This window comes from Streptomyces sp. NPDC054842 (assembly GCF_053611025.1).
The window spans coordinates 1-21,658 of record NZ_JBSGZN010000062.1 but is presented as its reverse complement, the minus strand read 5'-3'; the positions used below and the strand labels follow the sequence as shown (position 1 = coordinate 21,658).

Sequence of the window (21,658 nt, the reverse complement as noted above, 5' to 3'; positions counted from 1 at the left end):
CGTCAGGGGTCCCCTCACATCCGGAAGACGCCGAAGCCGGGATCACCCAGCGGGGCGTTGGCGCACGCGGTCAAGGCGAGGCCCAGCACCTGCCGGGTCTCCGTCGGGTCGATCACACCGTCGTCCCAGAGCCTGGCCGTCGCGTAGTAGGCGTTCCCCTGCCGCTCGTACTGGGCGCGGATCGGGTCCTTGAAGGCCTCCTCCTCCTCGGCCGGCCAGGACTCCCCGCGGGCCTCCGCCTGGTCCCGCTTGACGGTGGCGAGGACGGACGCGGCCTGCTCGCCGCCCATCACGGAGATCTTGGCGTTCGGCCACATCCACAGGAAGCGCGGCGAGTACGCCCGGCCGCACATCGAGTAGTTGCCCGCGCCGTACGAGCCGCCGATCACCACGGTCAGCTTCGGCACGCGCGTGCAGGCGACGGCCGTGACCATCTTGGCGCCGTGCTTGGCGATGCCGCCGGCCTCGTACTGGCGGCCCACCATGAACCCGGAGATGTTCTGCAGGAACACCAGCGGGATGCCGCGCTGGTCGCACAGCTCGATGAAGTGGGCGCCCTTCTGGGCGGACTCGGAGAAGAGGATGCCGTTGTTCGCGACGATGCCGACCGGGTGCCCGTGGATCCGGGCGAAGCCGGTCACCAGGGTCTGCCCGAACTCCGCCTTGAACTCGGCGAAGCGCGAACCGTCGACCACGCGGGCGATGACCTCGCGCACGTCGTAGGGGGTGCGCGAGTCCACCGGGACCGCGCCGTACAGCCCGGCGGGGTCCACCTTGGGCTCGACGGCCGGCTCGACCGTCCAGGGCAGCTCCCCGCGCGCGGGGAGCGTCGCGGCGATGGTCCTGACGATGCGCAGTGCGTGCGCGTCGTCCTCCGCGAGGTGGTCGGTCACGCCGGACACCCGCGCGTGCACCTCGCCGCCGCCCAGCTCCTCGGCGGTGACGACCTCGCCGGTCGCGGCCTTCACCAGGGGCGGGCCGCCGAGGAAGATCGTGCCCTGGCCGCGCACGATCACGGCCTCGTCGCTCATCGCCGGGACGTACGCGCCGCCCGCCGTGCAGGAGCCGAGCACCGCGGCGATCTGCGGGATGCCGGCGCCCGACATCCGCGCCTGGTTGTAGAAGATCCGCCCGAAGTGGTCCCGGTCGGGGAAGACCTCGTCCTGCATCGGCAGGAACGCGCCGCCCGAGTCGACCAGGTAGATGCACGGGAGGCGGTTCTCCAGAGCCACCTCCTGGGCGCGCAGGTGCTTCTTCACCGTCATCGGGTAGTACGTGCCGCCCTTGACCGTGGCGTCGTTGGCGACGACCACGCACTCGCGGCCGCTCACCCGCCCGATCCCGGCGATCACCCCGGCGGCCGGTGCCGCTCCGCCGTACATGTCCTCGGCCGCCAGCGGCGCCAGCTCCAGGAAGGGCGAGCCCGGGTCCAGGAGCGTGTCCACCCGGTCGCGGGGCAGCAGCTTGCCCCGCGCGGTGTGCCGCTCCCTGGCCCGCTCACCACCGCCGAGCCGGGCCGCGGCGAGCCTGCGCCGCAACTCCTCGCCCAGCGCGTGGTGCGCCGCCTCGTTGGCCCTCCAGGCCTCCGACGCGGGATCTGCCGCGCTCGTCAGCTCCGGTGCCTCGTGCATCCTGCGGTCCCCTCACCTTGTTAATGAGCGTTAACGCATTTCCTTCAGGTTAACGACCGCTAACCTCCCTGTCTAGAATCGCTTCCATGGCCACCAGAACCGACGCCCCCACCCGTCGCGAGCAGATCCTCAGGGAGGCCGCCCGGCTGTTCGCCGAGCGCGGCTTCCACGGCGTAGGAGTGGACGAGATAGGAGCGGCCGTCGGCATCAGCGGCCCCGGCCTGTACCGGCACTTCGCGGGCAAGGACGCGATGCTCGCCGAGCTGCTCGTGGGCATCAGCGGCCAACTGCTGACGGGCGGCAGGCGCCGGGTCGCGGAGGCCCGGGGCGGCTCGGAGGCGGTCCTCGACTCGCTCATCGAGGGGCACATCGACTTCGCGCTCGACGACCGCCCATTGATCACCCTGCACGACCGTGAGCTGGACCGCCTCCGGGACAGCGACCGCAAGCTCGTGCGCCAGCTCCAGCGGCAGTACGTGGAGCTGTGGGTGGAGGTCGTCCGCGAGGTCTACCCGGACCTCGCCGAGCCCGCGGCGCGCTCGGCCGTGCACTCCGTCTTCGGGCTCCTCAACTCCACGCCCCACCTGGGCCGGCCCGGCGCCCTGCCCGGCCGCGCGGGCACCGCGGAGCTGCTGCACCGCATGGCCCGCGGGGCCTTCCAGGCGGCCGGAGCGGCCCCCGTGGCGTGACGAGGGTCATGGGGTGAGCGCTCTGGACGACCGTCTTGACCGACGGGTAACCTGGGGTCTGAGCAAGCGCTTAGACAGATACCCCAGACGGAGGTGGCGGCGGTGCGCCGTACGGTGTTCAACGAGGATCACGAGGCGTTCCGGGAGACCCTCCGGGCCTTCATCGAGGCCGAGGTCGTACCCGTCTACGACGAGTGGTTCGCCGCGGGCCAGGCGCCGCGCGACTTCTACTACAAGCTCGCCGAGCTGGGTGTCTTCGGCATCCGCGTCCCCGAGGAGTTCGGCGGCGCGGGCATCGACTCGTACAAGTTCGAAGCCGTCATGTACGAGGAGACCGCGCGCGCGGGTGTCCAGTTCGGCGGCTCCGGCGTGCACGTGCTGCTCGGCCTGCCCTACATCAAGATGCTCGCCACCGACGAGCAGAAGAAGCGCTTCCTGCCGAAGTTCGTCTCCGGCGAGGAGATGTGGGCCCTCGCGATGACCGAGCCGGGCACCGGCTCCGACCTCGCGGGCATGAAGACCACCGCCCGGCCCTCCGAGGACGGCACGCACTACGTCCTCAACGGCTCCAAGACCTTCATCACCGGCGGCGTCCACGCCGACCGCGTCATCGTCTGCGCCCGCACCTCCGCGCCGACGGCCGAGGACCGCCGCCACGGCATCTCCCTGTTCGCCGTGGACACCAAGTCCGAGGGCTACTCCATCGGCCGCAAGCTGGACAAGCTGGGCCTGAAGACCTCCGACACCGCCGAGCTGGCGTTCGTCGACGTCAAGGTCCCCGTCGAGGACCTCCTCGGCGAGGAGAACAAGGGCTTCTCCTACCTCGGCCACAACCTGGCGTCCGAGCGCTGGGGCATCGCCTTCGGCGCCTACGCCCAGGCCGCCGCTGCCGTCCGGTTCGCCAAGCAGTACGTCCAGGAGCGCACCGTCTTCGGCAAGACCGTCGCCTCCTTCCAGAACACCAAGTTCGAGCTGGCCGCCTGCCAGGCCGAGGTGGACGCCGCCCAGGCCGTCGCCGACCGCGCCCTGGAGGCCCTCGACGCGGGCGAGCTGACCCCGGCCGAGGCCGCGTCCGCGAAGCTGTTCTGCACCGAGGTCGCGCACCGCGTGATCGACCGCTGCCTCCAGCTGCACGGCGGCTACGGCTTCATGAACGAGTACCCGATCGCCCGCCTGTACGCCGACAACCGCGTCAACCGCATCTACGGCGGCACCAGCGAGATCATGAAGACGATCATCGCCAAGGACATGGGTCTGTAAGGCCCGCGAAAAAAGTTCACGGTACAACTGACGCCATGAGTCAGGCACTTCAGTCCCTGCTCGATCTGCTCGACCTCGAGCGGATCGAGCAGGACATCTTCCGCGGCCAGTCCCGCTCCGCCGTCGTCCCCCGCGTGTTCGGGGGACAGGTGGCGGCGCAGGCACTGGTCGCCGCGGGCCGCACCGTCCCCGCCGACCGGCCCGCCCACTCCCTGCACGCGTACTTCCTGCGCGCCGGGGACCCGGGCGCGCCCATCGTCTACACCGTCGACCGCATCCGTGACGGGCGCTCCTTCACCACCCGCCGCGTCGTCGCCGTCCAGCACGGGCAGCCGATCTTCCACCTCTCCGCGTCCTTCCAGACGTACGAGGAGGGCCTGGAGCACCAGGCCGCCATGCCGCCGGCCCCGGACCCCGAGACGCTGCCGACCACGGCCGAGATGCTGCCGCGCTACGCCGACGTCTTCACCGAACCGGGCGTGGCCCGGCGTCTGGCCGAGGCCCGCGAGGCCGTCGACCTGCGCTACGTCGACCCGCCGCCCTTCGGCAGCGTCGGCGAGGTCCGCGAGCCCCGCTCCCAGGTGTGGTTCCGCACCAACGGCAAGCTCGGCGGCGCCATCGACGAACCCCTCCTGCACGTCTGCCTGGCGACCTACGTCTCCGACATGACGCTGCTGGACTCGGTGCTGCTCCCGCACGGGCGCGGCGGCTGGGCGATCGGGGACGTCGTCGGCGCCTCGCTGGACCACGCGATGTGGTTCCACCGGCCGTTCCGCGCCGACGAGTGGCTGCTGTATGACCAGGAGTCGCCGTCCGCCTCCGGTGGCCGCGGGCTCGGCCAGGCCCGGATCTACACCCAGGACGGGCGGCTCGCCATCACGGTGATCCAGGAGGGCGTCGTCCGCGTCCCCCGCTGACTTCACGCCTTCGGCGTACCGAGGGACCGGGACCGGCCGGCGTGCCGAGGGACCGGCGCGACCGGGCGGTGGCAGCACGTCCGCCGTCCTCCCACCGCAAGCCCCCGCCAGCCCTCACGAGCCCTCGCGAGCTCTGGGGGCCCGGGCGCCGGCTACTCCAGGCCCGCCGCGTTCAGCAGGTACGCCGTCATCGGGTCGTAGTGGCGGGGGCTGGTGACGTGGTCGTCGAGGGGGATCGTCACCTGGAGCGTGCCCTCGGCCTCGGCGAGGAAGAGCGCCGGGTCGTTGCAGTCGGCGTAGCCCATGGAGTCGATGCCGGACTGGCCGGCGAAGCCCGCCCAGCCGTGGTCGGCGACGACCAGGTCGGGCAGCGGGCGGCCGTCCCGCTCCAGGCCGGCCAGGATCGCGCGCATCGGCTCGCCCGAGTGGGTGTGCCACAGCGAGGCTCCGTGCTCCAGCACCGCCACGTCCGCGAACTGGAAGACGTACCCCTCGTCCGTCTGGAGTCCCGCCGGGATGACGACGATCTCGCAGCCGGCCCGGCGCAGGGCGTCGGCGGTCGCGCGGTGCACGTCGAGCAGGCCGCCGGGGTGCCCGGTGGCGAACAGCACCCGCTCCTCGCCGGCCGCCGCCTTGCGCAGCCGGGCGGCCATCCGGTCCAGGGCGTCGACGGTCAGCTCCGGGTCGATGGTGTCCTGGCCGTAGCGGTACTCCGGGTCGTCGTTCACGCCGCACCGCTCCGCCATCACGGCGAGCACGTCCTGCTCGTCGCTCCAGCGGTCGCCGAGCTCGAGCCCGAGCCAGAAGTTGCGGTCGCCGTTCGCCAGCTTCCGGTAGTGGGAGAGGTTGTTCTCGCGGGGCGTGGCGACGTCGCCCGCGATACGGGTCCGTACGAGGTGGTCGACGAGCTCGGCGCGGCTGGGAGTCCCGGATATCGGCATGCCTCCCATTGTGCCGGGGCGGCCCGTCCGGGGCGCCGGTGTCCCGAGCCCTGGGACGTGCGTCACTCCGCGCGGGGACCCCGGTGGCCTCCCTCGTTCACGGCTCCCTCAGGGCGAACCACAGCTCCATCCGTACGTCGGGGTCGTCGAGGTCCGCCGCCAGCAGGGCCGCGCACCGCGTGATGCGCTGCCGCACGGTGTTGCGGTGCACGGACAGCGCCACCGCCGTGCGGTCCCAGCTCCCGTGCAGGGACAGCCAGGTGCGCAGGGTCTCGGTCAGGGCGGGCCGCTCGGCGACGGGGGCGAGCAGGGCCCGCGCGTGCGCCTCGGCGTCGGACGCGGGCACGAGATCCGCGAGCGCCGGACGCTCCCCGTGCCGCACCAGCGCCGCGCGGGTGGCCCGGGCGCGGGCCAGGGCGCGGGCGGCCTGGGTGTCCGCGGCGGCCCACCCGTCCGGGCCGGCGGGAGCGCTGACCCCGCAGGTCCAGCCGGGCTGCGGGGCTGGTTCCCGGCCGGCCGGGACGAGGACGCGTACGACGTCGTCGCCCGCGTCGACGAGCGGGGAGCCGAGTGCGGCGCCGAGCGCGGAGGCGGCGACGGCGTCCGGTGCGGGGGTGTCGCCGGCGGGCCGGGCGTGCACCACGAAGACCCGCTCGGCGCCGAGCAGCGGTGCCACCTCCCCGGGGGCGGCCCCGAGCAGCAGCCGGACCAGGGCCGCGGAGCGGGCCGCCCCCGACCCGCTCTGGTGCTCCCCGGTGAGGAGCGACAGCAGGACGGCGGCCACGGAGGCGATCGTGTGGTCGCCGGGGGCGCGCCGGGCCGCGGCGACCCCGAGGACGAAGCCCTGGCCGGCCCCGAGGGCGTAGGCGGCGAGGTGGACCCCGCCCACGGTGTCGGTGGCGGACGAGGGCCCCGGCGGAACGGCGCCCCCCGCTCGCCCGCCCGGCCGCACCACCCCGGCCAGCTCCCGCAACGCCCCCACGACCACACCCCCGGAGCCGGGGTCCGCCCCCGCGGGCGCGGAATCCGCCGGGTGGCGGCCTGGTGCGGACCCCGCCGGACGGGGGCGGGGTGCTGCGGCGCCGGGTGCCGGGGCGGGTGTCCCGGTCGCCGTCGCGCCGGACGCCGACTCGGTCGTGCCGGGCGCCGCGCCCAGCACGCCGGACCGCTGGACACCGGCTTCGGAGGCGGGTTCCGCCGCCCCGGGCGCGGAATCCGCCGGGCGGGGGCCGGATGCCGCCGCTTCAGGTCCCGGGGGCTGCGCTTTGGACGCCGCGTCGGTCGTGCCGGGCTCCGCCGTCCCGGCGGTGGGCCGCGCGCTGGTGTCCGCGGACGTGCGCGGCGCCGGGGTGGGCGCCGGGGGCCGTGGGACGCGGCCCGCGGTGGCGAGCTCCCGGCCCTCGGGGCCGTACAGGGCCGCCCAGCCGTCGGTGTGCCGGGCCAGCCGGCGCAGCACGGCCGGGACGGGGTCGGGCCGGGCGGCGGCCGCGGCGAGGCTCTGCTGGGCCTCGGTGACGCGGCGCAGCTCCGCCAGGCGGGCCTGGGCCATCAGCTGCCAGACGGCGCGGGCGACGCCCGAGAACGTGGTCTGCGGCGGCACCTCCAGCAGGGGGAGCGCGTACGTCTCGCAGGCGGCGACCAGCGCGCGCGGGACCGTGTCGTGCACCGGCGCCAGACCGAAGCCGAGGGCCGCCCCGCCCGCGGCGACGATCCGGGACACGTAGTCGTCGAAGTAGGTCCCCGAGCCCGCCGCCTCCGGGATGTGCACCCCGGCGGTCAGCAGCAGCTCACCGCCCAGCAGGTACGGGTAGGGGTCGGCCATCTCCGAGGTGTGCGCCCAGTGGATCGCCGTACCGGGGTCGGCCGGGCCCGCGATCTGGCGCAGCCCCAGGTCGTCCCGGGCCAGCAGCGCGCCCAGCGGCACCGGCGGGGTCGGCGGGACGGGCGGGCCGGGCGGGGCTGACTGGGCCGGCGTGGCCGACGGGTCCGGCACGGTGGACGTTCCCTCCATCCGGGGCGGCGTGAATGGATGAAACGTACACTTCGCAGTCGCTTTCCGGCCACCTAGGGTCGGAGCCGTCGGTAGCCGCGGGTACGGGCGGATGTCCCCGCGACCAGCTGCCGTACCGCCGGCCGCGCGACATGCGCCGGCCGCGTCCCCGCCGCACGACACGCCACCGAGAGCGCGCGAAGGAGGCCCCCATGGCCGTCGACTACACCGTGATCGTCGTCTATCTGGCCGGCATGCTGGCCATGGGCTGGTGGGGCATGCGCCGCGCCCGGTCCAAGAGCGAGTTCCTCGTCGCGGGCCGCCGCCTCGGGCCCGCGATGTACTCCGGCACCATGGCGGCGATCGTGCTCGGCGGCGCCTCCACCATCGGCGGCGTCGGCCTCGGCTACCAGTACGGGCTCTCCGGCGCCTGGATGGTCTTCACCATCGGCCTCGGGCTCCTCGCCCTCTCCGTCTCTTTCTCCGCCCGCATCGCCCGGCTGAAGGTCTACACCGTCTCGGAGATGCTCGACCTGCGCTACGGCGGCCGGGCCGGCGTCATCTCCGGCGTGGTCATGTGGGCGTACACGCTGATGCTCGCGGTGACCTCGACCATCGCGTACGCCACCATCTTCGACGTCCTCTTCGACATGAACCGCACCCTCGCGATCGTCCTCGGCGGTTCGATCGTGGTCGCGTACTCGACGCTGGGCGGCATGTGGTCCATCACGCTCACCGACATGGTGCAGTTCGTGGTGAAGACGATCGGCGTGCTGCTGCTCCTGCTGCCCATCGCCGTCGTCAAGGCCGGCGGCTTCGCCGAGATGAGGGCGGAGCTGCCCACGTCGTACTTCGACCCGCTGGGCATCGGCGGCGAGACCATCTTCACGTACGTGCTGATCTACACGTTCGGCATGCTGATCGGGCAGGACATCTGGCAGCGCGTCTTCACCGCCCGCAGCGACACCACGGCCAAGTGGGGCGGCACCGTCGCCGGCACCTACTGCCTGGTGTACGCGCTGGCCGGCGCCGTCATCGGCACGGCGGCCAAGGTCCTCTACCCGAAGCTGCCCAGCGCCGACGCCGCCTTCGCGACCATCGTCAAGGACGAACTCCCGGTCGGCGTGCGGGGCCTGGTGCTGGCCGCCGCGCTTGCCGCCGTCATGTCGACGTCCTCCGGCGCGCTGATCGCCTGCGCCACCGTCGCCAACAACGACATCTGGTCCCGGCTCCGGGGAGCCGTCACCCGGGACGGGGACGGGGAACGCGACGAGGTGCGCGGCAACCGCGCGTTCATCCTGATCATGGGCATCGCGGTGATCTGCATCGCCATCGCCCTCAACAACGTGGTCGAGGCGCTCACCGTCGCCTACAACCTGCTCGTCGGCGGCCTGCTGGTCCCGATCCTCGGCGGGCTGCTGTGGAAGCGGGGGACCGCGCCCGGCGCCCTGGCCTCCGTCGCGGTCGGCGGCGTGGCCGTCGTCGGCCTGATGGCGGCCTACGGCATCCTCGCGAACGAGCCCGTCTACTACGGCCTGCTCTCCTCGCTGGCCGCCTACGTGGTGGTGTCCCTGGCCACCCGGCCGACCGAGGCCGCCGTGCTCGCCGCCTGGCGGGAGCGGCTCACCGGCCGCGGCGCCGAACCCTTGTCCGAACCCGTCCCGGCTCACCAGTAGAGTCGTACCAGTCGTACATACGCGACGAAGCGTAGGAAAGAGAGCACCCCATCATGAGCAGCAACGAGACGCCCCGCGGCCCCGTCGACTCGTCCCGCATCCCGCGGTACGCGGGTCCCGCGACCTTCGCCCGGCTGCCGCGCCTGGACGAGGTCGGCTCGGCCGACGTCGCCGTGGTCGGCGTCCCGTTCGACTCGGGCGTCTCGTACCGGCCGGGCGCCCGCTTCGGCGGCAACGCGATCCGCGAGGCGTCCCGGCTCCTGCGGCCCTACAACCCGGCGCAGGACGCCTCCCCCTTCGCCCTCGCGCAGGTCGCCGACGCGGGTGACATCGCCGCGAACCCGTTCAACATCAACGAGGCCGTCGAGACCGTCGAGGCGGCGGCGGACGAGCTGCTCGGCACCGGCGCCCGCCTGATGACCCTCGGCGGCGACCACACCATCGCGCTGCCGCTGCTGCGCTCGGTCGCCAAGAAGCACGGCCCGGTCGCCCTGCTCCACTTCGACGCCCACCTCGACACCTGGGACACCTACTTCGGCGCCGAGTACACGCACGGCACCCCGTTCCGCCGGGCCGTCGAGGAGGGCATCCTCGACACCGAGGCGCTCTCCCACGTCGGCACCCGCGGCCCGCTGTACGGCAAGCAGGACCTCACCGACGACGAGAAGATGGGCTTCGGCATCGTCACCTCCGCCGACATCTACCGCCGGGGCGCCGACGAGGTCGCCGACCAGCTGCGCCAGCGCATCGGCGACCGCCCGCTGTACATCTCCATCGACATCGACTGCCTCGACCCGGCGCACGCCCCCGGCACCGGCACCCCCGAGGCGGGCGGCATGACCTCCCGCGAGCTGCTGGAGATCCTGCGCGGCCTGTCGTCCTGCCACCTGGTCTCCGCGGACGTCGTCGAGGTCGCGCCCGCCTACGACCACGCCGAGATCACCGCGGTCGCCGCGTCCCACACGGCGTACGAGCTGACGACGATCATGTCCCGCCAGATCGCCGAGGAGAAGGCCGCGAAGTGACCCACGACCACGACCTGGACCTGCGGCCGACCGCCGCCCAGACGGAGGCGGCGCTCAACCCCCCGCCCGGCCGCAACGGCGGGGACCTCGTCGTGGAGACCCTCGCCGGTCTCGGCGCGACCACCGTGTTCGGACTGCCCGGCCAGCACGCGCTGGGCATGTTCGACGCGCTGCGCCGCTCGCCCCTGCGGTACGTCGGGCTGCGCGTCGAGAACAACGCGGGGTTCGCCGCCGACGCCTACGGCCGCATCACCGGTGAGGCGGCGCCGCTGCTGCTGTCGACCGGCCCCGGGGCGCTGACCTCGCTGGCCGCGCTCCAGGAGGCGGCCGCCGCCTCGGCGCCCGTCCTGGCGATCAGCAGCCAGGTGCCGACCGCGGGACTGGGCGGCGGGCGCCACGGCTACCTGCACGAACTCCCCGACCAGCAGGCCTCGTTCCGGGGTGTGGTGAAGTCCGTCCACACGGTCCGTGCGCAGTCCCAGATCCCGTCCGCGATCGCGGCGGCCTGGGAGTCGGCGCTGACGGCCCCGCACGGCCCGGTGTGGGTGGAGATCCCGCAGGACGTGCTCCTCGCCGAGGCCCGGCTGCCCGTGGTCACCGCGATGGACGCGACGCCCGAGGACGTCGTCCCGCGCCCCGAACTGACGGCGCTGGCCGCCGACCTGCTGTCCCGCGCGAAGCGCCCGGCGATCATCGCGGGCGGCGGTGTCGTACGGGCGGACGCGTCCGGGAAGCTGCGGGCGCTGGCCGAGAAGCTGAACGCGCCGGTGGTCGCCACCTTCGGCGGCAAGGGCGCCTTCCCCTGGACGCACCCGCTCTCGCTCCAGTCCTGGCTGGAGGACCGGCACACGACGGACTTCCTGGAGGACGCGGACGTCCTGCTGGTGGTCGGCTCCGGTCTCGGTGAACTGTCCTCGAACTACCACACGTTCGCGCCGCGGGGCCGCGTCGTCCAGATCGAGGCGGACCTCGGCAAGCTGGAGGCCAACCACCCGGCGCTGGGCATCCACGCCGACGCGCGGCCGGCCTTGCAGGCGCTGCTGGAGACGGTGTCGCCGAGGCGGGACGACACAGCCGCCGAGCGGGTCCGTACCGTTCTCGCGAAGGTCGCCGACCGGATCGCCGGGCAGGAACTCGCGCTGGAGCAGCGGGTGCTGGCGTCGGTCCGCAGGGCCCTGCCCGCCGGCTCGCCGTCCTTCTGGGACATGACGATCCTCGCGTACTGGGCCTGGTCGGCGTTCGACGCCAAGGGCCCGAACCTCATGCACTCGGCCCAGGGCGCGGGCGGTCTCGGCTATGGATTCCCGGCGGCCCTGGGCGCCGCCGTGGCCGACCCGACCCGGCCCGTCCTCGCGGTCTCCGGCGACGGCGGCGCGCTGTACTCCGTCGCCGAGCTGGCCACGGCCGTGCAGTACGGGCTGGACGTCACCTGGCTGATCGTCGACGACGGCGGCTACGGCATCCTGCGCGAGTACATGACGGACACCTTCGGCGCGGCCACGGCGACGGAGCTGGCCCGGCCCGACTACGTCGCGCTCGCCGAGTCGTTCGGGGTCCCGGGGGTCCGGACGACGCCCGAGACGCTGGAGACGGACCTCGCGAAGGCGCTCTCCACCCCCGGCCCCTCGGTGGTCGTGCTCCCCGCGGTGCTGCGGATGTTCGCGCCGACGCATCTGGGCTGACCGGCGCGGGGCCCAGGCCGAGAAGCGGAACGCGCCGGGGAACGTGTACGCACGCTCCCCGGCGCTTCTGCGTGTGCGGGGTCCGTCAGCGCAGCGGAGCGCCGAACAGCGCGTCCGTCGCGGGCGCGGACAGCTTCGCGGCGCCGAAGGCGAGCGCCGACGTCGTGGTGAGCCCGGACGAGGTGCCGCGCAGGATCCACACCGCTCCGTCGGTGCCGTTCTCGGCGGTGGAGCCCGCGGCCAGGTCGCGGTGGCCGTTGCCGTCGACGTCCAGCAGCGCGGTGCTCACGCCGAACCGGTCGTCCGCCTCGGCGACCCCGGGGACGCCCGCGGTGTCCTGGTGGAACACCTGGGTCCCGGCGCCCGTGACGCCGGTCGGGCCGCCGTGGAGCAGCGCGACCGAGCCGGCGTCGGCGATGTCCTTGACGTCCTCGCCCGCGATGCCCAGCGCGATGTCCGCGTAGCCGTCGCCCGTGACGTCGGCGACCGAGACGGAGGTGCCGAGTCCGTCTCCCTCCTCCTCGGCGCCGGGGAAGCCGGGCAGGTCCTGGTCGAAGCTCTGCACCCGCGTCCCGGACAGGCCGGAGGCCGAGCCGAACGCGATCCGCGCCTTGCCGTTCCAGCCGTCGCCGCCGACCACGACGTCGTCGTAGCCGTCGTGGTCGATGTCCCCGACGCCGGTGCCGACGCCCTCGCGGGAGGTGTCCTCGCCGGGCGCACGCCCCTTGGTGAAGCCCGAAGTGCCGCCGTAGAGGAGGCGGTTGCCCCACACGCCGTCGCCCTCGTACCGCCACTGGACGAGGTCGTCCCGGCCGTCGCCGTCGAAGTCGCCGACCTGGCCGGAGACGACGGGGCCGGTGATCGAGTCGCCGTCCTCCTCGCAGCCGCCGCCGGTGGCGCAGGAGGCGTCGTCCTCGTCGTAGCCCCACCACTCGGACGTGTCCAGGATGTTCAGGACGGCGGCGGGCCGGCCGGTGCGGGAGAGGGGGCCCTTCCACAGGGCGGCCGCGGCGCCCGCGGGGTCGTCGCCGCCGACGGACTGGGCGGCGAACAGGGCGAGGTCGGTGGTGCCGTCGCCGTCGAAGTCACCGGCCTGGGGCGCGGCCCCGTACCCGGCGAGGGCGGTGCCGCCGGTGAGGCCGGAGGCGGAGCCCCACAGGACGACGGAGCCGGCCGTGCCGCCGGCGACGACGAGGTCGGTGAAGCCGTCCTTGTCCAGGTCGGCCTTGCTGAAGGCCGATCCGAAGCGCTGGCCCGCGGTGGCGGCGCCGGGCACTCCGCTGGTGGAGCGGCTGACGATCTTCTTGTTCGCGGTGGAGAGGCCGCCGGGGGAGCCGTACAGGACGGCCACGTACCCCGCCTTGGCCTGGCCGGACACCGTCGCGCCCGGGGCCCCCACCACCAGGTCGGCGTAGCCGTCCCCGTTGAAGTCGTCCCGGGCGTCCGCCGATCCCCCCGCGGCCTGGGCGGAGGCGCCGGTCAGGGCCCAGGTGCCGACCCCGCCGGCCAGCATCGCGGCGGCGGCCAGGGGTGCGGTGAGTCGCGCGGAGCGGGTCCTTCGTCGTGCTCGGGACATCGAGTGCCTTTCGTCGTTCCGGTGGACGCGGTGGTCCGACGCGTCCAGGGAGTGCGACTCGGGCGGGGCGTCACTGGTTGTACGCCCGTTGGCCGTTCCTTCGTCACCCGGTGTTGGCCGGGGACGCCGGACGGCGCCTGAACTCCCGTTGTCACGCGGGGAGTTCAGGCGACTACCAGGACCTACCAGATCGCCTCCACCCATTCCGGGTGGTCGATGAAGGGGTTGCGGTTGTGCTGGTACGTCGAGTAGATGACCTGGTTGCGCTTCTCCTCGAAGGCGCTCGGCGGGTCCTCGGCGTTCCACTGCTTGAGCACGGCGAGCCGGCCCATGTAGGGGTTGCTGCCGTTGCTGACGCTCTCGTTGGGTTCGAGGTCGGCGAAGCCGTCGCCGCCGTCGTAGCGCACCGCCATGTAGAGGATCATGCGGGCCACGTCGCCCTTGTCCGCGTCGCGCGGCTCGAAGGAGTCGGAGTCGGTGAGGCTGCCGCCCCCGCCGCTGACGGTGGACCCGCCGTTGTCGAAGTCCTTGTTGCCGCGGATGCTGTTCACCTGGACGTCCGCCGGGCGCAGGTGGTGCAGGTCCGTGCCGGGGCCGGTCACCTCGCCGAAGTCGCCGTGGGACTTGGCCCAGGTGTGCTCCCGGTTCCAGTCCCCGAGGTCGCCGCCGTTGAGGGACTTGGCGCGCGAGACGCCGCTGTAGAGCAGGATCACGTTGTTGCTGTTGTTCGGGTCCTGGTCGGTGGCCATGAGGGCGTTCCAGACCGCGGAGTACGAGATCTTGCTCTGGCTGCTGATGATGGTGTGCAGCGAGGACTTGAGGCTCGACCCGGTCTTGCCGACGGCGTTCTTGTAGTACGTGGTGTCGTACGCCGTCGTCGTCGCGCTCGCGGGGGAGGCGGTCACCGTCGGGACGGCGAGCGCGACGAGCAGGGCCGAGGCGGACAGCGCCAGCGTCTTCCAGCGGCGTGTGTGCGTGGCGGGCATGTGGGGACGTCCGTTCTACGCGGGTTGATTGAGCGGGCAATCGGGAGCGTGACATGGACATGCGCTTCTGGGGGTGAACGAGATGTGACCGTTGTGTGTCGGAAGCGGGCAAGTCCGCGCCGACGCCCCAGACTTCACCCGCGACCCGCGCCGGACCCCCGGTCGGGGGTGCCGGAATCGGCCGAAACCGTCGTGGGACTCGTACAACTTTTCGCGCCCCGGCCCGGTCAAAGGGGGGCGAGTGTGCAGGGGGCGCACTCGCTATCGCCTCAGGGGATGGGAAGCCTTCATGACTCACCGGATATCCGGGCGCGCCCGCGTGCTCGCGGCCGGCCTCGGCGTCGGCGTGCTCGTGCCGCTGGTCGCCGCCGCGACGCCGGCCTCGGCCACGGCGGCGCAGGTCACCTGCACGTCGGACCGGGCGGGCCTCGCCGACAAGCTCCAGCGCGACATCACCGCCGCGCTCGCCGGCCGCCGGGGCACCGTCGCCGTCGGCCTCCGCGACCGTACGACCGGCACCACCTGCACGCTGCGCTCCGGCAGCGCCTTCGACTCCGCCAGCGTGGTCAAGGTGACCGTGCTCGCCACGCTGCTGTGGGACGCGAAGAAGCACAACCGCTACCTCACGCAGCGCGAGGCCGACCTCGCCACCGCCATGATCACCCGGTCGGACAACGCCGCGACCAGCACCCTGTGGCGCCAGCTCGGCCTCGCCAGGATCAAGGGCTTCCTCACCGCGGCCGGCATGACCCAGACCAAGCCCGGCGCCGACGGCTACTGGGGCCTGACCCAGATCACCGTGCGTGACGAGCAGAAGCTGCTCGCGCTGCTCACCGCCCGGAACACCGTGCTGAGCGACAACGCCCGCGCCTACGTCCTGAAGCTGATGGGCAAGGTCATCTCCTCGCAGCGCTGGGGCACCCCGGCCGGCGCGCCCTCCACGGTCGCCGTGCACGTCAAGAACGGCTGGCTGTCGCGCGCCACCAACGGCTGGCGCGTGCACAGCGTCGGCACCTTCGACGGGGCCGGCCACAACTACACGATCTCCGTGCTCACCCACGGCAACAGCACCATGGACTACGGCGTCGCCACCATCCAGGCCGTGGCCAAGGTCATCCACCGGGACCTGGTGCCGAGCGTGCCCACCGCCCAGCGGTACACGCCGACCGACACACCGCGCGAGGCGTTCCCGGCCGTGCCGGCCGCCGGCTGACGCCCCGCCCGCCCCGCCGCGACGTTCGCCGCCCGGCCGTTCCGCGCGCCCTCCGCCGGGCGGCGAAAGGTGCGGAGGGATGAAATCCGCCCCGATCCGTGTTGGTGCCTTCCGGCGGAACAGGAACGACGGAAGGCATCTGCGTGGCAGCGGAACAGGGCGCGGCGGGCGAACCCGGCTGGGTGCGGCGACTGGCCGGGTACGCGTGGCGCTACCCCAAGGACGTCGTGCTGGCGCTCGGCTCGTCCCTCGGGGGCATGGCCGTCCTGGCACTGGTCCCGCTCGTCACCAAGGTGATCATCGACGACGTCGTGGGGAACCACACCAAGGACATGGCGCCCTGGGCCGGCGCCCTCATAGGCGCCGCCGTCCTCGTCTACGTCATGACCTACATCCGGCGCTACTACGGCGGACGGCTCGCCCTGCACGTCCAGCACGACCTGCGCACGGACATGTACGCGACGATCACGCGCCTCGACGGCCGCCGCCAGGACGAGCTGTCCACCGGCCAGGTCGTGGGCCGGGCCACCAGCGACCTCCAGCTGATCCAGGGCCTGCTCTTCATGCTGCCGATGACCATCGGCAACGTCCTGCTCTTCCTGATCTCGCTCGGGATCATGGCCTCGCTGTCCCTGCCGCTCACCGGGGTCGCGCTCGCCGTCGCCCCCGCCCTCTGGTTCATCGCCAAGCGCAGCCGCACCAGGCTGCACCCCGCCACCTGGTACGCGCAGGCGCAGGCCGCCGCCGTGGCCGGGGTCGTCGACGGCGCCGTCAGCGGCGTCCGGGTCGTGAAGGGCTTCGGCCAGGAGGACCAGGAGACCGGGAAGCTCCGGGAGGTGGGGCGCAGGCTGTTCGCCGGCCGGCTGCGCACCATCAGGCTCAACGCCAAGTACACCCCGGCGCTCCAGGCCGTGCCCGCCCTCGGCCAGGTCGCGATGCTCGCCCTCGGCGGCTGGCTCGCGGTGCGCGGACAGATCACCCTCGGCACCTTCGTCGCCTTCTCGTCCTACCTCGCCCAGCTCGTCGGGCCGGTGCGGATGCTCGCCGTGGTGCTCACCGTCGGCCAGCAGGCCCGCGCGGGCGCCGAGCGCGTCCTGGAGCTGATCGACACCGAGCCGTCCATCGAGGACGGCACCAAGGCGCTGCCCGCCGACGCGCCCGCCACCGTCGAGTTCGACGACGTCTCCTTCGGCTACGAGGAGGGCCGCCCCGTCCTCGACGGCCTCTCCTTCGAGATCCGCCCCGGCGAGACCCTCGCGGTCGTCGGCTCCTCCGGCTCCGGCAAGTCCACCGTCTCGCTGCTGCTGCCGCGCTTCTACGACGTCACCCACGGCGCCGTCCTGGTCGGCGGCCACGACGTCCGCGAACTGACCCAGGAGTCGCTGCGCGCCGCGATCGGACTGGTCCCCGAGGACTCCTTCCTCTTCTCCGACACCGTCCGCGCCAACATCGCCTACGGCCGCCCGGACGCCACGCAGGAGGAGATCGAGACCGCCGCCCGCGCCGCCCAGGCCCACCGCTTCATCGCCGAGCTGCCCGACGGCTACGACACGGCCGTCGGCGAGCACGGACTGACCCTCTCCGGCGGCCAGCGCCAGCGGATGGCCCTCGCCCGCGCCCTCCTCACCGACCCGCGGCTGCTCGTCCTGGACGACGCCACCTCCGCCGTGGACGCCCGGGTCGAGCACGAGATCCACGAGGCCCTCGCCCAGGTCATGCGGGGCCGCACGACCCTCCTCATCGCGCACCGCCGTTCCACCTTGAACCTCGCCGACCGCATCGCCGTGCTCGACGGCGGGCGGCTCGCCGACCTCGGCACGCACGAGGAGCTGCAGGAACGCTCCGCCCTGTACCGGCGGCTGCTCACCGACCCGGACGAGCTGGGCGGCGTCTCGCCCGGCCGCGCCGCGCCCGCCGCGGAGCGGGAGGACACCTCCGTACGCGACGAACTCGACGCCGAGTTCGACGCCGAGCGCGGTGTCACCCCGCACCTGTGGACCGGCGACCGCGAGCCGAAGGACAACGCGATCGCCGGGATGCCCGCCACCCCGGAACTCCTCTCGCAGGTCGAGGCGCTGCCCCCGGCGACCGAGACCCCCGGCATCGACGAGGCGCGCGCGGTCATGCCGGAGGAGTCCTACGGGCTGCGCCGGCTGCTGCGCGGCTTCGGGCTGCCGCTGCTGGTGAGCCTCGGGCTGGTCGCCGTCGACGCCGGCATGGGCCTGCTGCTGCCGGTGATGATCCGGCACGGCATCGACGAGGGCGTCTCGCAGCTCTCGCGCGCCGCGGTCTGGACGGCCGCCGTCCTCGCCCTGCTCACCGTGCTCGTCCAGTGGGCGGCGCAGATCGGCGAGACCCGGATGACCGGGCGCACCGGTGAGCGGGTCCTCTACTCGCTCCGGCTGAAGATCTTCGCGCAGCTCCAGCGGCTCGGACTCGACTACTACGAGCGCGAGCTGACCGGCCGGATCATGACCCGGATGACGACGGACGTGGACGCGCTGTCCACCTTCCTCCAGACCGGCCTGGTCACCGCGTTCGTCTCGGTCGTCACCTTCTTCGGCATCATGGGCGCGCTGCTGGTGATCGACGTGCAGCTGGCGCTGGTGGTCTTCGCGACGCTGCCCCCGCTGATCGTCGGCACCTTCTTCTTCCGCCGGGCGAGCGTGAAGGCGTACGAGCTGGCCCGCGAGCGCGTGTCGGTGGTCAACGCCGACCTCCAGGAGTCCGTCTCCGGGCTGCGCATCCTCCAGGCCTTCCGGCGCGAGGAGGCGGGCCGCGAGCGCTTCGCGGAGGGCAGCGACAGCTACCGGCAGGCCCGCATCCGCGGCCAGCGCCTGATCTCCGTGTACTTCCCCTTCGTGCAGCTGCTGTCCTCGGTGGCCGCGGCCGCCGTCCTGATCGTGGGCGCCCACCGGGTGGACGCCGGCACGCTCACCACCGGCGCCCTGGTCGCCTACCTCCTCTACATCGACCTGTTCTTCGCGCCCGTGCAGCAGCTCTCCCAGGTCTTCGACGGCTACCAGCAGGCGACCGTCTCGCTGGGCCGCATCCAGGAGCTGCTGCGCGAGCCGACGTCGACCCGGTCCGCGGCCGAACCGCTCGACGTGCTCTCCCTGCGCGGCGAGATCGCCTTCGAGGACGTCGACTTCGCCTACGGCGACGACGAGGAGGCCCTCAGCGGGGTCACGTTGACCGTCCCCGCCGGGCAGACCGTCGCGTTCGTCGGCGAGACCGGGGCGGGGAAGTCGACCCTGGTGAAGCTGGTGGCCCGGTTCTACGACCCGAGCGGCGGGCGGGTCACCGTGGACGGCACCGACCTGCGCGACCTCGACCTCACCTCCTACCGCCACCGGCTCGGCGTCGTCCCGCAGGAGGCGTACCTCTTCCAGGGCACGGTCCGCGACGCCATCGCCTACGGCCGCCCCGACGCCACCGACGCCGAGGTCGAGGCGGCGGCCCGCGCGGTCGGCGCCCACGACATGATCGCCACCCTCGACGGCGGCTATCTGCACGAGGTCGCCGAGCGCGGCCGGAACCTGTCGGCGGGCCAGCGCCAGCTGATCGCGCTCGCCCGCGCCGAGCTCGTCGACCCGGACATCCTGCTGCTCGACGAGGCCACCGCCGCCCTGGACCTCGCCACCGAGGCACTGGTCAACCAGGCCACCGACCGGATCGCGGGCCGCCGTACGACGCTGGTGGTGGCCCACCGGCTGACCACGGCCGCCCGCGCCGACCGGGTGGTGGTCATGGACCACGGCCGCGTCGCCGAGGACGGCACCCACGAGGAACTGCTGCGGCTCGGCGGCCGGTACGCCGAGCTGTGGCGCACCTTCGTGGGCGCGCCCGAGCCCGGGGAGCCGGTCCCCTCCACCGCCTGACGGCGCGTCTCCTCCCGCGCAACCATCCGACGTACGTCCTGCGTCCGTACACCAGTACGCTGATGGCTGCGCGGGAGGGACGACTGTGGACAGTGGTGCGATACGCCGGAGGCTGGCCCTCGGCACGGCCGTGCTGACCGCGTCCGGGCTGCTCGCCCTCGCCGGGCCCGGCAGCGCGGAGGCCGCCTCCTACTGCTCGGGACGCAAGGTCCGCACCCTGTCCTTCACCACCGGCTCCGTCCAGGTCTACAAGCGCAGCGGCTACGTGTGCGCGGTGACGTTCCCCAAGAGGCAGGGCGCGCGCAAGTCGATGTCGGTGAGCGTGCAGGCGCGCGGCAGCCGGCCCGTCGTCGACAGGGGGCGCTACACGCACCACGCCGGCCCGGTGACCGTGCACGCCGGAGGCCGCTGCGTGCGCGTCGAGGGGTCCGTCGGCTCCGGCTCGGTCAGTTCGGGCTGGATCCTCTGCTGAACGGGGCCCGGACCGGTGCGCGTACCGGCCCGCTTCCGCTCCGAAGCCGGGCCGATAGCGCCCGATCGGGCACAATTCCGGCAGGTAGCCTCAACATCCCCTGGTGCACCGGGTGTTGCTCCGCTAGGTTCCGGCGGACATCCGCGTATTTCCCAGGGGAGGGTGCATGCGCAAGGCGCTCAGATGGCTGCTGGCGCTCACGGTGCTCATCGGCACGTTGAGCACGGCCGGGGCGGCCACCGCCGCCCAGCCGGAGGCCACCGGCACCACCGGCACCACCGGTACGGACATCAAGGACCAGCTGCTCGCGATACCGGGCATGAGTCTGATCGAGGAGAAGCCGTACACCGGGTACCGCTTCTTCGTCCTCAACTACACCCAGCCCGTCGACCACCGGAACCCGTCCAAGGGCACGTTCCAGCAGCGCGTCACCGTGCTGCACAAGGACACCGCGCGCCCGACGGTCTTCTACACCGGCGGCTACAACGTCTCCACCAACCCCGGCCGCCGCGAGCCGACCCAGATCGTCGACGGCAACCAGGTCTCCATGGAGTACCGCTACTTCACGCCGTCCCGTCCGGCCCCGGCCGACTGGAGCAAGCTGGACATCTGGCAGGCGGCCAGCGACCAGCACCGCATCTTCACGGCGCTCAAGCCGGTCTACGGCAAGAAGTGGATCTCCACGGGCGGCTCCAAGGGCGGCATGACCGCCACGTACTACGAGCGCTTCTACCCGCGTGACATGGACGGCGTCGTCGCCTACGTCGCCCCGAACGACGTGGTGAACAACGAGGACTCCGCCTACGACCGCTTCTTCGCCAACGTCGGCACCAAGGAGTGCCGCGACCGGCTGAACGCGGTGCAGCGCGAGGCGCTCGTCCGCCGCGAGCCGCTGGAGAAGAGGTACGAGCAGCTGGCGGCCGCCCAGGGCTACACCTTCACCACCATCGGCAGCCTGGACCGGGCCTACGAGGCGGTCGTCCTGGACTACGTCTGGGGCTTCTGGCAGTACAGCCTGCTCTCCGACTGCGAGGACATCCCGGCCGACGCGGCGCACGCCACGGACGACGAGATCTGGACCTCCGTCGACACGATCTCCGGCTTCTCCGCCTACACGGACCAGGGCCTGACCACGTACACGCCGTACTACTACCAGGCCGGTACGCAGCTCGGAGCGCCCACCATCGAGTTCCCGTACATCGAGAAGCAGTACATCCGCTACGGGTACCAGCCGCCGCGGAACTTCGTGCCGCGCGACATCTCCATGAAGTTCCAGCCGTGGGCGATGCGCGACGTCGACACCTGGGTGCGCCACAACGCGCGCCACATGCTGTTCGTCTACGGCCAGAACGACCCGTGGGGCGCCGAGCGCTTCCGGCTCGGCAAGGGCGCGAAGGACTCGTACGTGATGACGGCGCCCGGTCTGAACCACGGCGCCAACGTCGCCGGACTCGTCGCCGACGAGAAGGCGTTCGCCACCGCCCGCATCCTGGAATGGGCGGGAGTCGCCTCGGCGGCCGTCCAGGCGGACCCGGCGGCCGCGAAGCCGCTGGCGAAGTTCGACGCCAGGCTGGACAAGCGGGACGTCGAGCGCGAGCCCGCGCTGCGTCCGTAACCACCGCGCCGCGCCCGCCCCCGCGGGCCCCCGGGGGGGCGGGGCGCGGGGGGGGGGGGGGGGGGGGTGAAACAAAAACCGCCCCCCCCCCGGGGGGGTCACTC

Annotated in this window: 15 protein-coding genes; 10 read left to right on the top strand and 5 right to left on the bottom strand. The window is 73.0% G+C overall.

Going from position 1 to position 21,658, the window contains the following annotated elements; genetic code table 11:
- Positions 1-14: 14 nt before the first annotated feature.
- Positions 15-1,631 (bottom strand): carboxyl transferase domain-containing protein, encoded by a 1,617-nt coding sequence (locus tag ACWGIS_RS32705; protein ID WP_453366126.1) that lies wholly within the window; start codon positions 1,629-1,631, stop codon positions 15-17.
- 86 nt (positions 1,632-1,717) lie between these two features.
- Between ACWGIS_RS32705 and ACWGIS_RS32700 the strand changes: the two genes are divergently transcribed.
- The 3 genes from ACWGIS_RS32700 to ACWGIS_RS32690 all read left to right on the top strand — a co-directional run bounded on the left by ACWGIS_RS32700 (position 1,718) and on the right by ACWGIS_RS32690 (position 4,497).
- Entirely contained in the window at positions 1,718-2,320 is a 603-nt protein-coding gene (locus ACWGIS_RS32700) for an SACE_7040 family transcriptional regulator (protein WP_355788934.1), read from the top strand.
- 102 nt (positions 2,321-2,422) lie between these two features.
- Positions 2,423-3,580 carry an acyl-CoA dehydrogenase family protein gene (locus ACWGIS_RS32695; protein WP_453366125.1) on the top strand — a complete coding sequence of 386 codons (1,158 nt, stop codon included), beginning with the start codon at positions 2,423-2,425 and terminating at the stop codon, positions 3,578-3,580.
- 35 nt (positions 3,581-3,615) lie between these two features.
- Entirely contained in the window at positions 3,616-4,497 is an 882-nt protein-coding gene (locus tag ACWGIS_RS32690; RefSeq protein WP_453366124.1) for an acyl-CoA thioesterase, read from the top strand.
- A gap of 152 nt (positions 4,498-4,649) precedes the next feature.
- On the opposite strand, the gene ACWGIS_RS32685 is transcribed toward ACWGIS_RS32690, so the two are convergent.
- On the bottom strand, positions 4,650-5,438 hold the full coding sequence (locus tag ACWGIS_RS32685) for a phosphatase (protein ID WP_453366123.1): 789 nt from the start codon (positions 5,436-5,438) through the stop codon (positions 4,650-4,652).
- Between the two features lie 97 nt (positions 5,439-5,535).
- Positions 5,536-7,449, bottom strand: coding sequence for a PucR family transcriptional regulator ligand-binding domain-containing protein (locus tag ACWGIS_RS32680; protein WP_453366122.1), 1,914 nt, complete (start codon positions 7,447-7,449; stop codon positions 5,536-5,538).
- A gap of 191 nt (positions 7,450-7,640) precedes the next feature.
- Here ACWGIS_RS32680 and ACWGIS_RS32675 point away from each other — a divergent pair, with 191 nt between their 5' ends.
- The 3 genes from ACWGIS_RS32675 to ACWGIS_RS32665 are packed head-to-tail and all read left to right on the top strand — an operon-like array spanning position 7,641 to position 11,811.
- Positions 7,641-9,104, top strand: coding sequence for a sodium:solute symporter (locus ACWGIS_RS32675; RefSeq protein WP_453366121.1), 1,464 nt, complete (start codon positions 7,641-7,643; stop codon positions 9,102-9,104).
- A gap of 53 nt (positions 9,105-9,157) precedes the next feature.
- Positions 9,158-10,129, top strand: coding sequence for an agmatinase (gene speB, locus ACWGIS_RS32670; protein WP_355780768.1), 972 nt, complete (start codon positions 9,158-9,160; stop codon positions 10,127-10,129).
- Positions 10,126-11,811, top strand: coding sequence for a thiamine pyrophosphate-binding protein (locus tag ACWGIS_RS32665; protein ID WP_453366120.1), 1,686 nt, complete (start codon positions 10,126-10,128; stop codon positions 11,809-11,811). Before speB ends, ACWGIS_RS32665 begins: the two co-directional genes overlap by 4 nt.
- 85 nt (positions 11,812-11,896) lie before the next feature.
- On the opposite strand, the gene ACWGIS_RS32660 is transcribed toward ACWGIS_RS32665, so the two are convergent.
- Together ACWGIS_RS32660 and ACWGIS_RS32655 are read right to left on the bottom strand one after the other, a co-directional pair.
- Positions 11,897-13,387: an FG-GAP-like repeat-containing protein gene (locus tag ACWGIS_RS32660; RefSeq protein WP_453366119.1), complete on the bottom strand. Its 1,491-nt coding sequence runs from the start codon at positions 13,385-13,387 to the stop codon at positions 11,897-11,899.
- Positions 13,388-13,569: 182 nt separating this feature from the next.
- Entirely contained in the window at positions 13,570-14,373 is an 804-nt protein-coding gene (locus tag ACWGIS_RS32655) for an endonuclease I family protein (RefSeq protein WP_453366118.1), read from the bottom strand.
- A gap of 289 nt (positions 14,374-14,662) precedes the next feature.
- Between ACWGIS_RS32655 and ACWGIS_RS32650 the strand changes: the two genes are divergently transcribed.
- From ACWGIS_RS32650 to ACWGIS_RS32635, 4 genes are all read left to right on the top strand, one after another.
- Entirely contained in the window at positions 14,663-15,586 is a 924-nt protein-coding gene (locus tag ACWGIS_RS32650) for a serine hydrolase (RefSeq protein WP_453366117.1), read from the top strand.
- Positions 15,587-15,729: 143 nt separating this feature from the next.
- Positions 15,730-19,467 (top strand): ABC transporter ATP-binding protein, encoded by a 3,738-nt coding sequence (locus ACWGIS_RS32645; protein WP_453366116.1) that lies wholly within the window; start codon positions 15,730-15,732, stop codon positions 19,465-19,467.
- Between the two features lie 85 nt (positions 19,468-19,552).
- Complete coding sequence (locus tag ACWGIS_RS32640) at positions 19,553-19,939, top strand: hypothetical protein (RefSeq protein WP_453366115.1); 387 nt, start codon at positions 19,553-19,555, stop codon at positions 19,937-19,939.
- 166 nt (positions 19,940-20,105) lie between these two features.
- Positions 20,106-21,554: a S28 family serine protease gene (locus ACWGIS_RS32635; protein ID WP_453366114.1), complete on the top strand. Its 1,449-nt coding sequence runs from the start codon at positions 20,106-20,108 to the stop codon at positions 21,552-21,554.
- Positions 21,555-21,658 lie beyond the last annotated feature (104 nt).

What these genes read in the sequence shown, in the direction of transcription:
- ACWGIS_RS32705 (WP_453366126.1), bottom strand. Translation starts at nt 1,631, where the DNA reads ATGCACGAGGCACCGGAGCTGACGAGCGCGGCAGATCCCGCGTCGGAG.
- ACWGIS_RS32700 (WP_355788934.1), top strand. Translation starts at nt 1,718, where the DNA reads ATGGCCACCAGAACCGACGCCCCCACCCGTCGCGAGCAGATCCTCAGG.
- ACWGIS_RS32690 (WP_453366124.1), top strand. Translation starts at nt 3,616, where the DNA reads ATGAGTCAGGCACTTCAGTCCCTGCTCGATCTGCTCGACCTCGAGCGG.
- ACWGIS_RS32685 (WP_453366123.1), bottom strand. Translation starts at nt 5,438, where the DNA reads ATGCCGATATCCGGGACTCCCAGCCGCGCCGAGCTCGTCGACCACCTC.
- ACWGIS_RS32680 (WP_453366122.1), bottom strand. Translation starts at nt 7,449, where the DNA reads ATGGAGGGAACGTCCACCGTGCCGGACCCGTCGGCCACGCCGGCCCAG.
- ACWGIS_RS32675 (WP_453366121.1), top strand. Translation starts at nt 7,641, where the DNA reads ATGGCCGTCGACTACACCGTGATCGTCGTCTATCTGGCCGGCATGCTG.
- speB (WP_355780768.1), top strand. Translation starts at nt 9,158, where the DNA reads ATGAGCAGCAACGAGACGCCCCGCGGCCCCGTCGACTCGTCCCGCATC.
- ACWGIS_RS32660 (WP_453366119.1), bottom strand. Translation starts at nt 13,387, where the DNA reads ATGTCCCGAGCACGACGAAGGACCCGCTCCGCGCGACTCACCGCACCC.
- ACWGIS_RS32655 (WP_453366118.1), bottom strand. Translation starts at nt 14,373, where the DNA reads ATGCCCGCCACGCACACACGCCGCTGGAAGACGCTGGCGCTGTCCGCC.
- ACWGIS_RS32650 (WP_453366117.1), top strand. Translation starts at nt 14,663, where the DNA reads ATGACTCACCGGATATCCGGGCGCGCCCGCGTGCTCGCGGCCGGCCTC.
- ACWGIS_RS32635 (WP_453366114.1), top strand. Translation starts at nt 20,106, where the DNA reads ATGCGCAAGGCGCTCAGATGGCTGCTGGCGCTCACGGTGCTCATCGGC.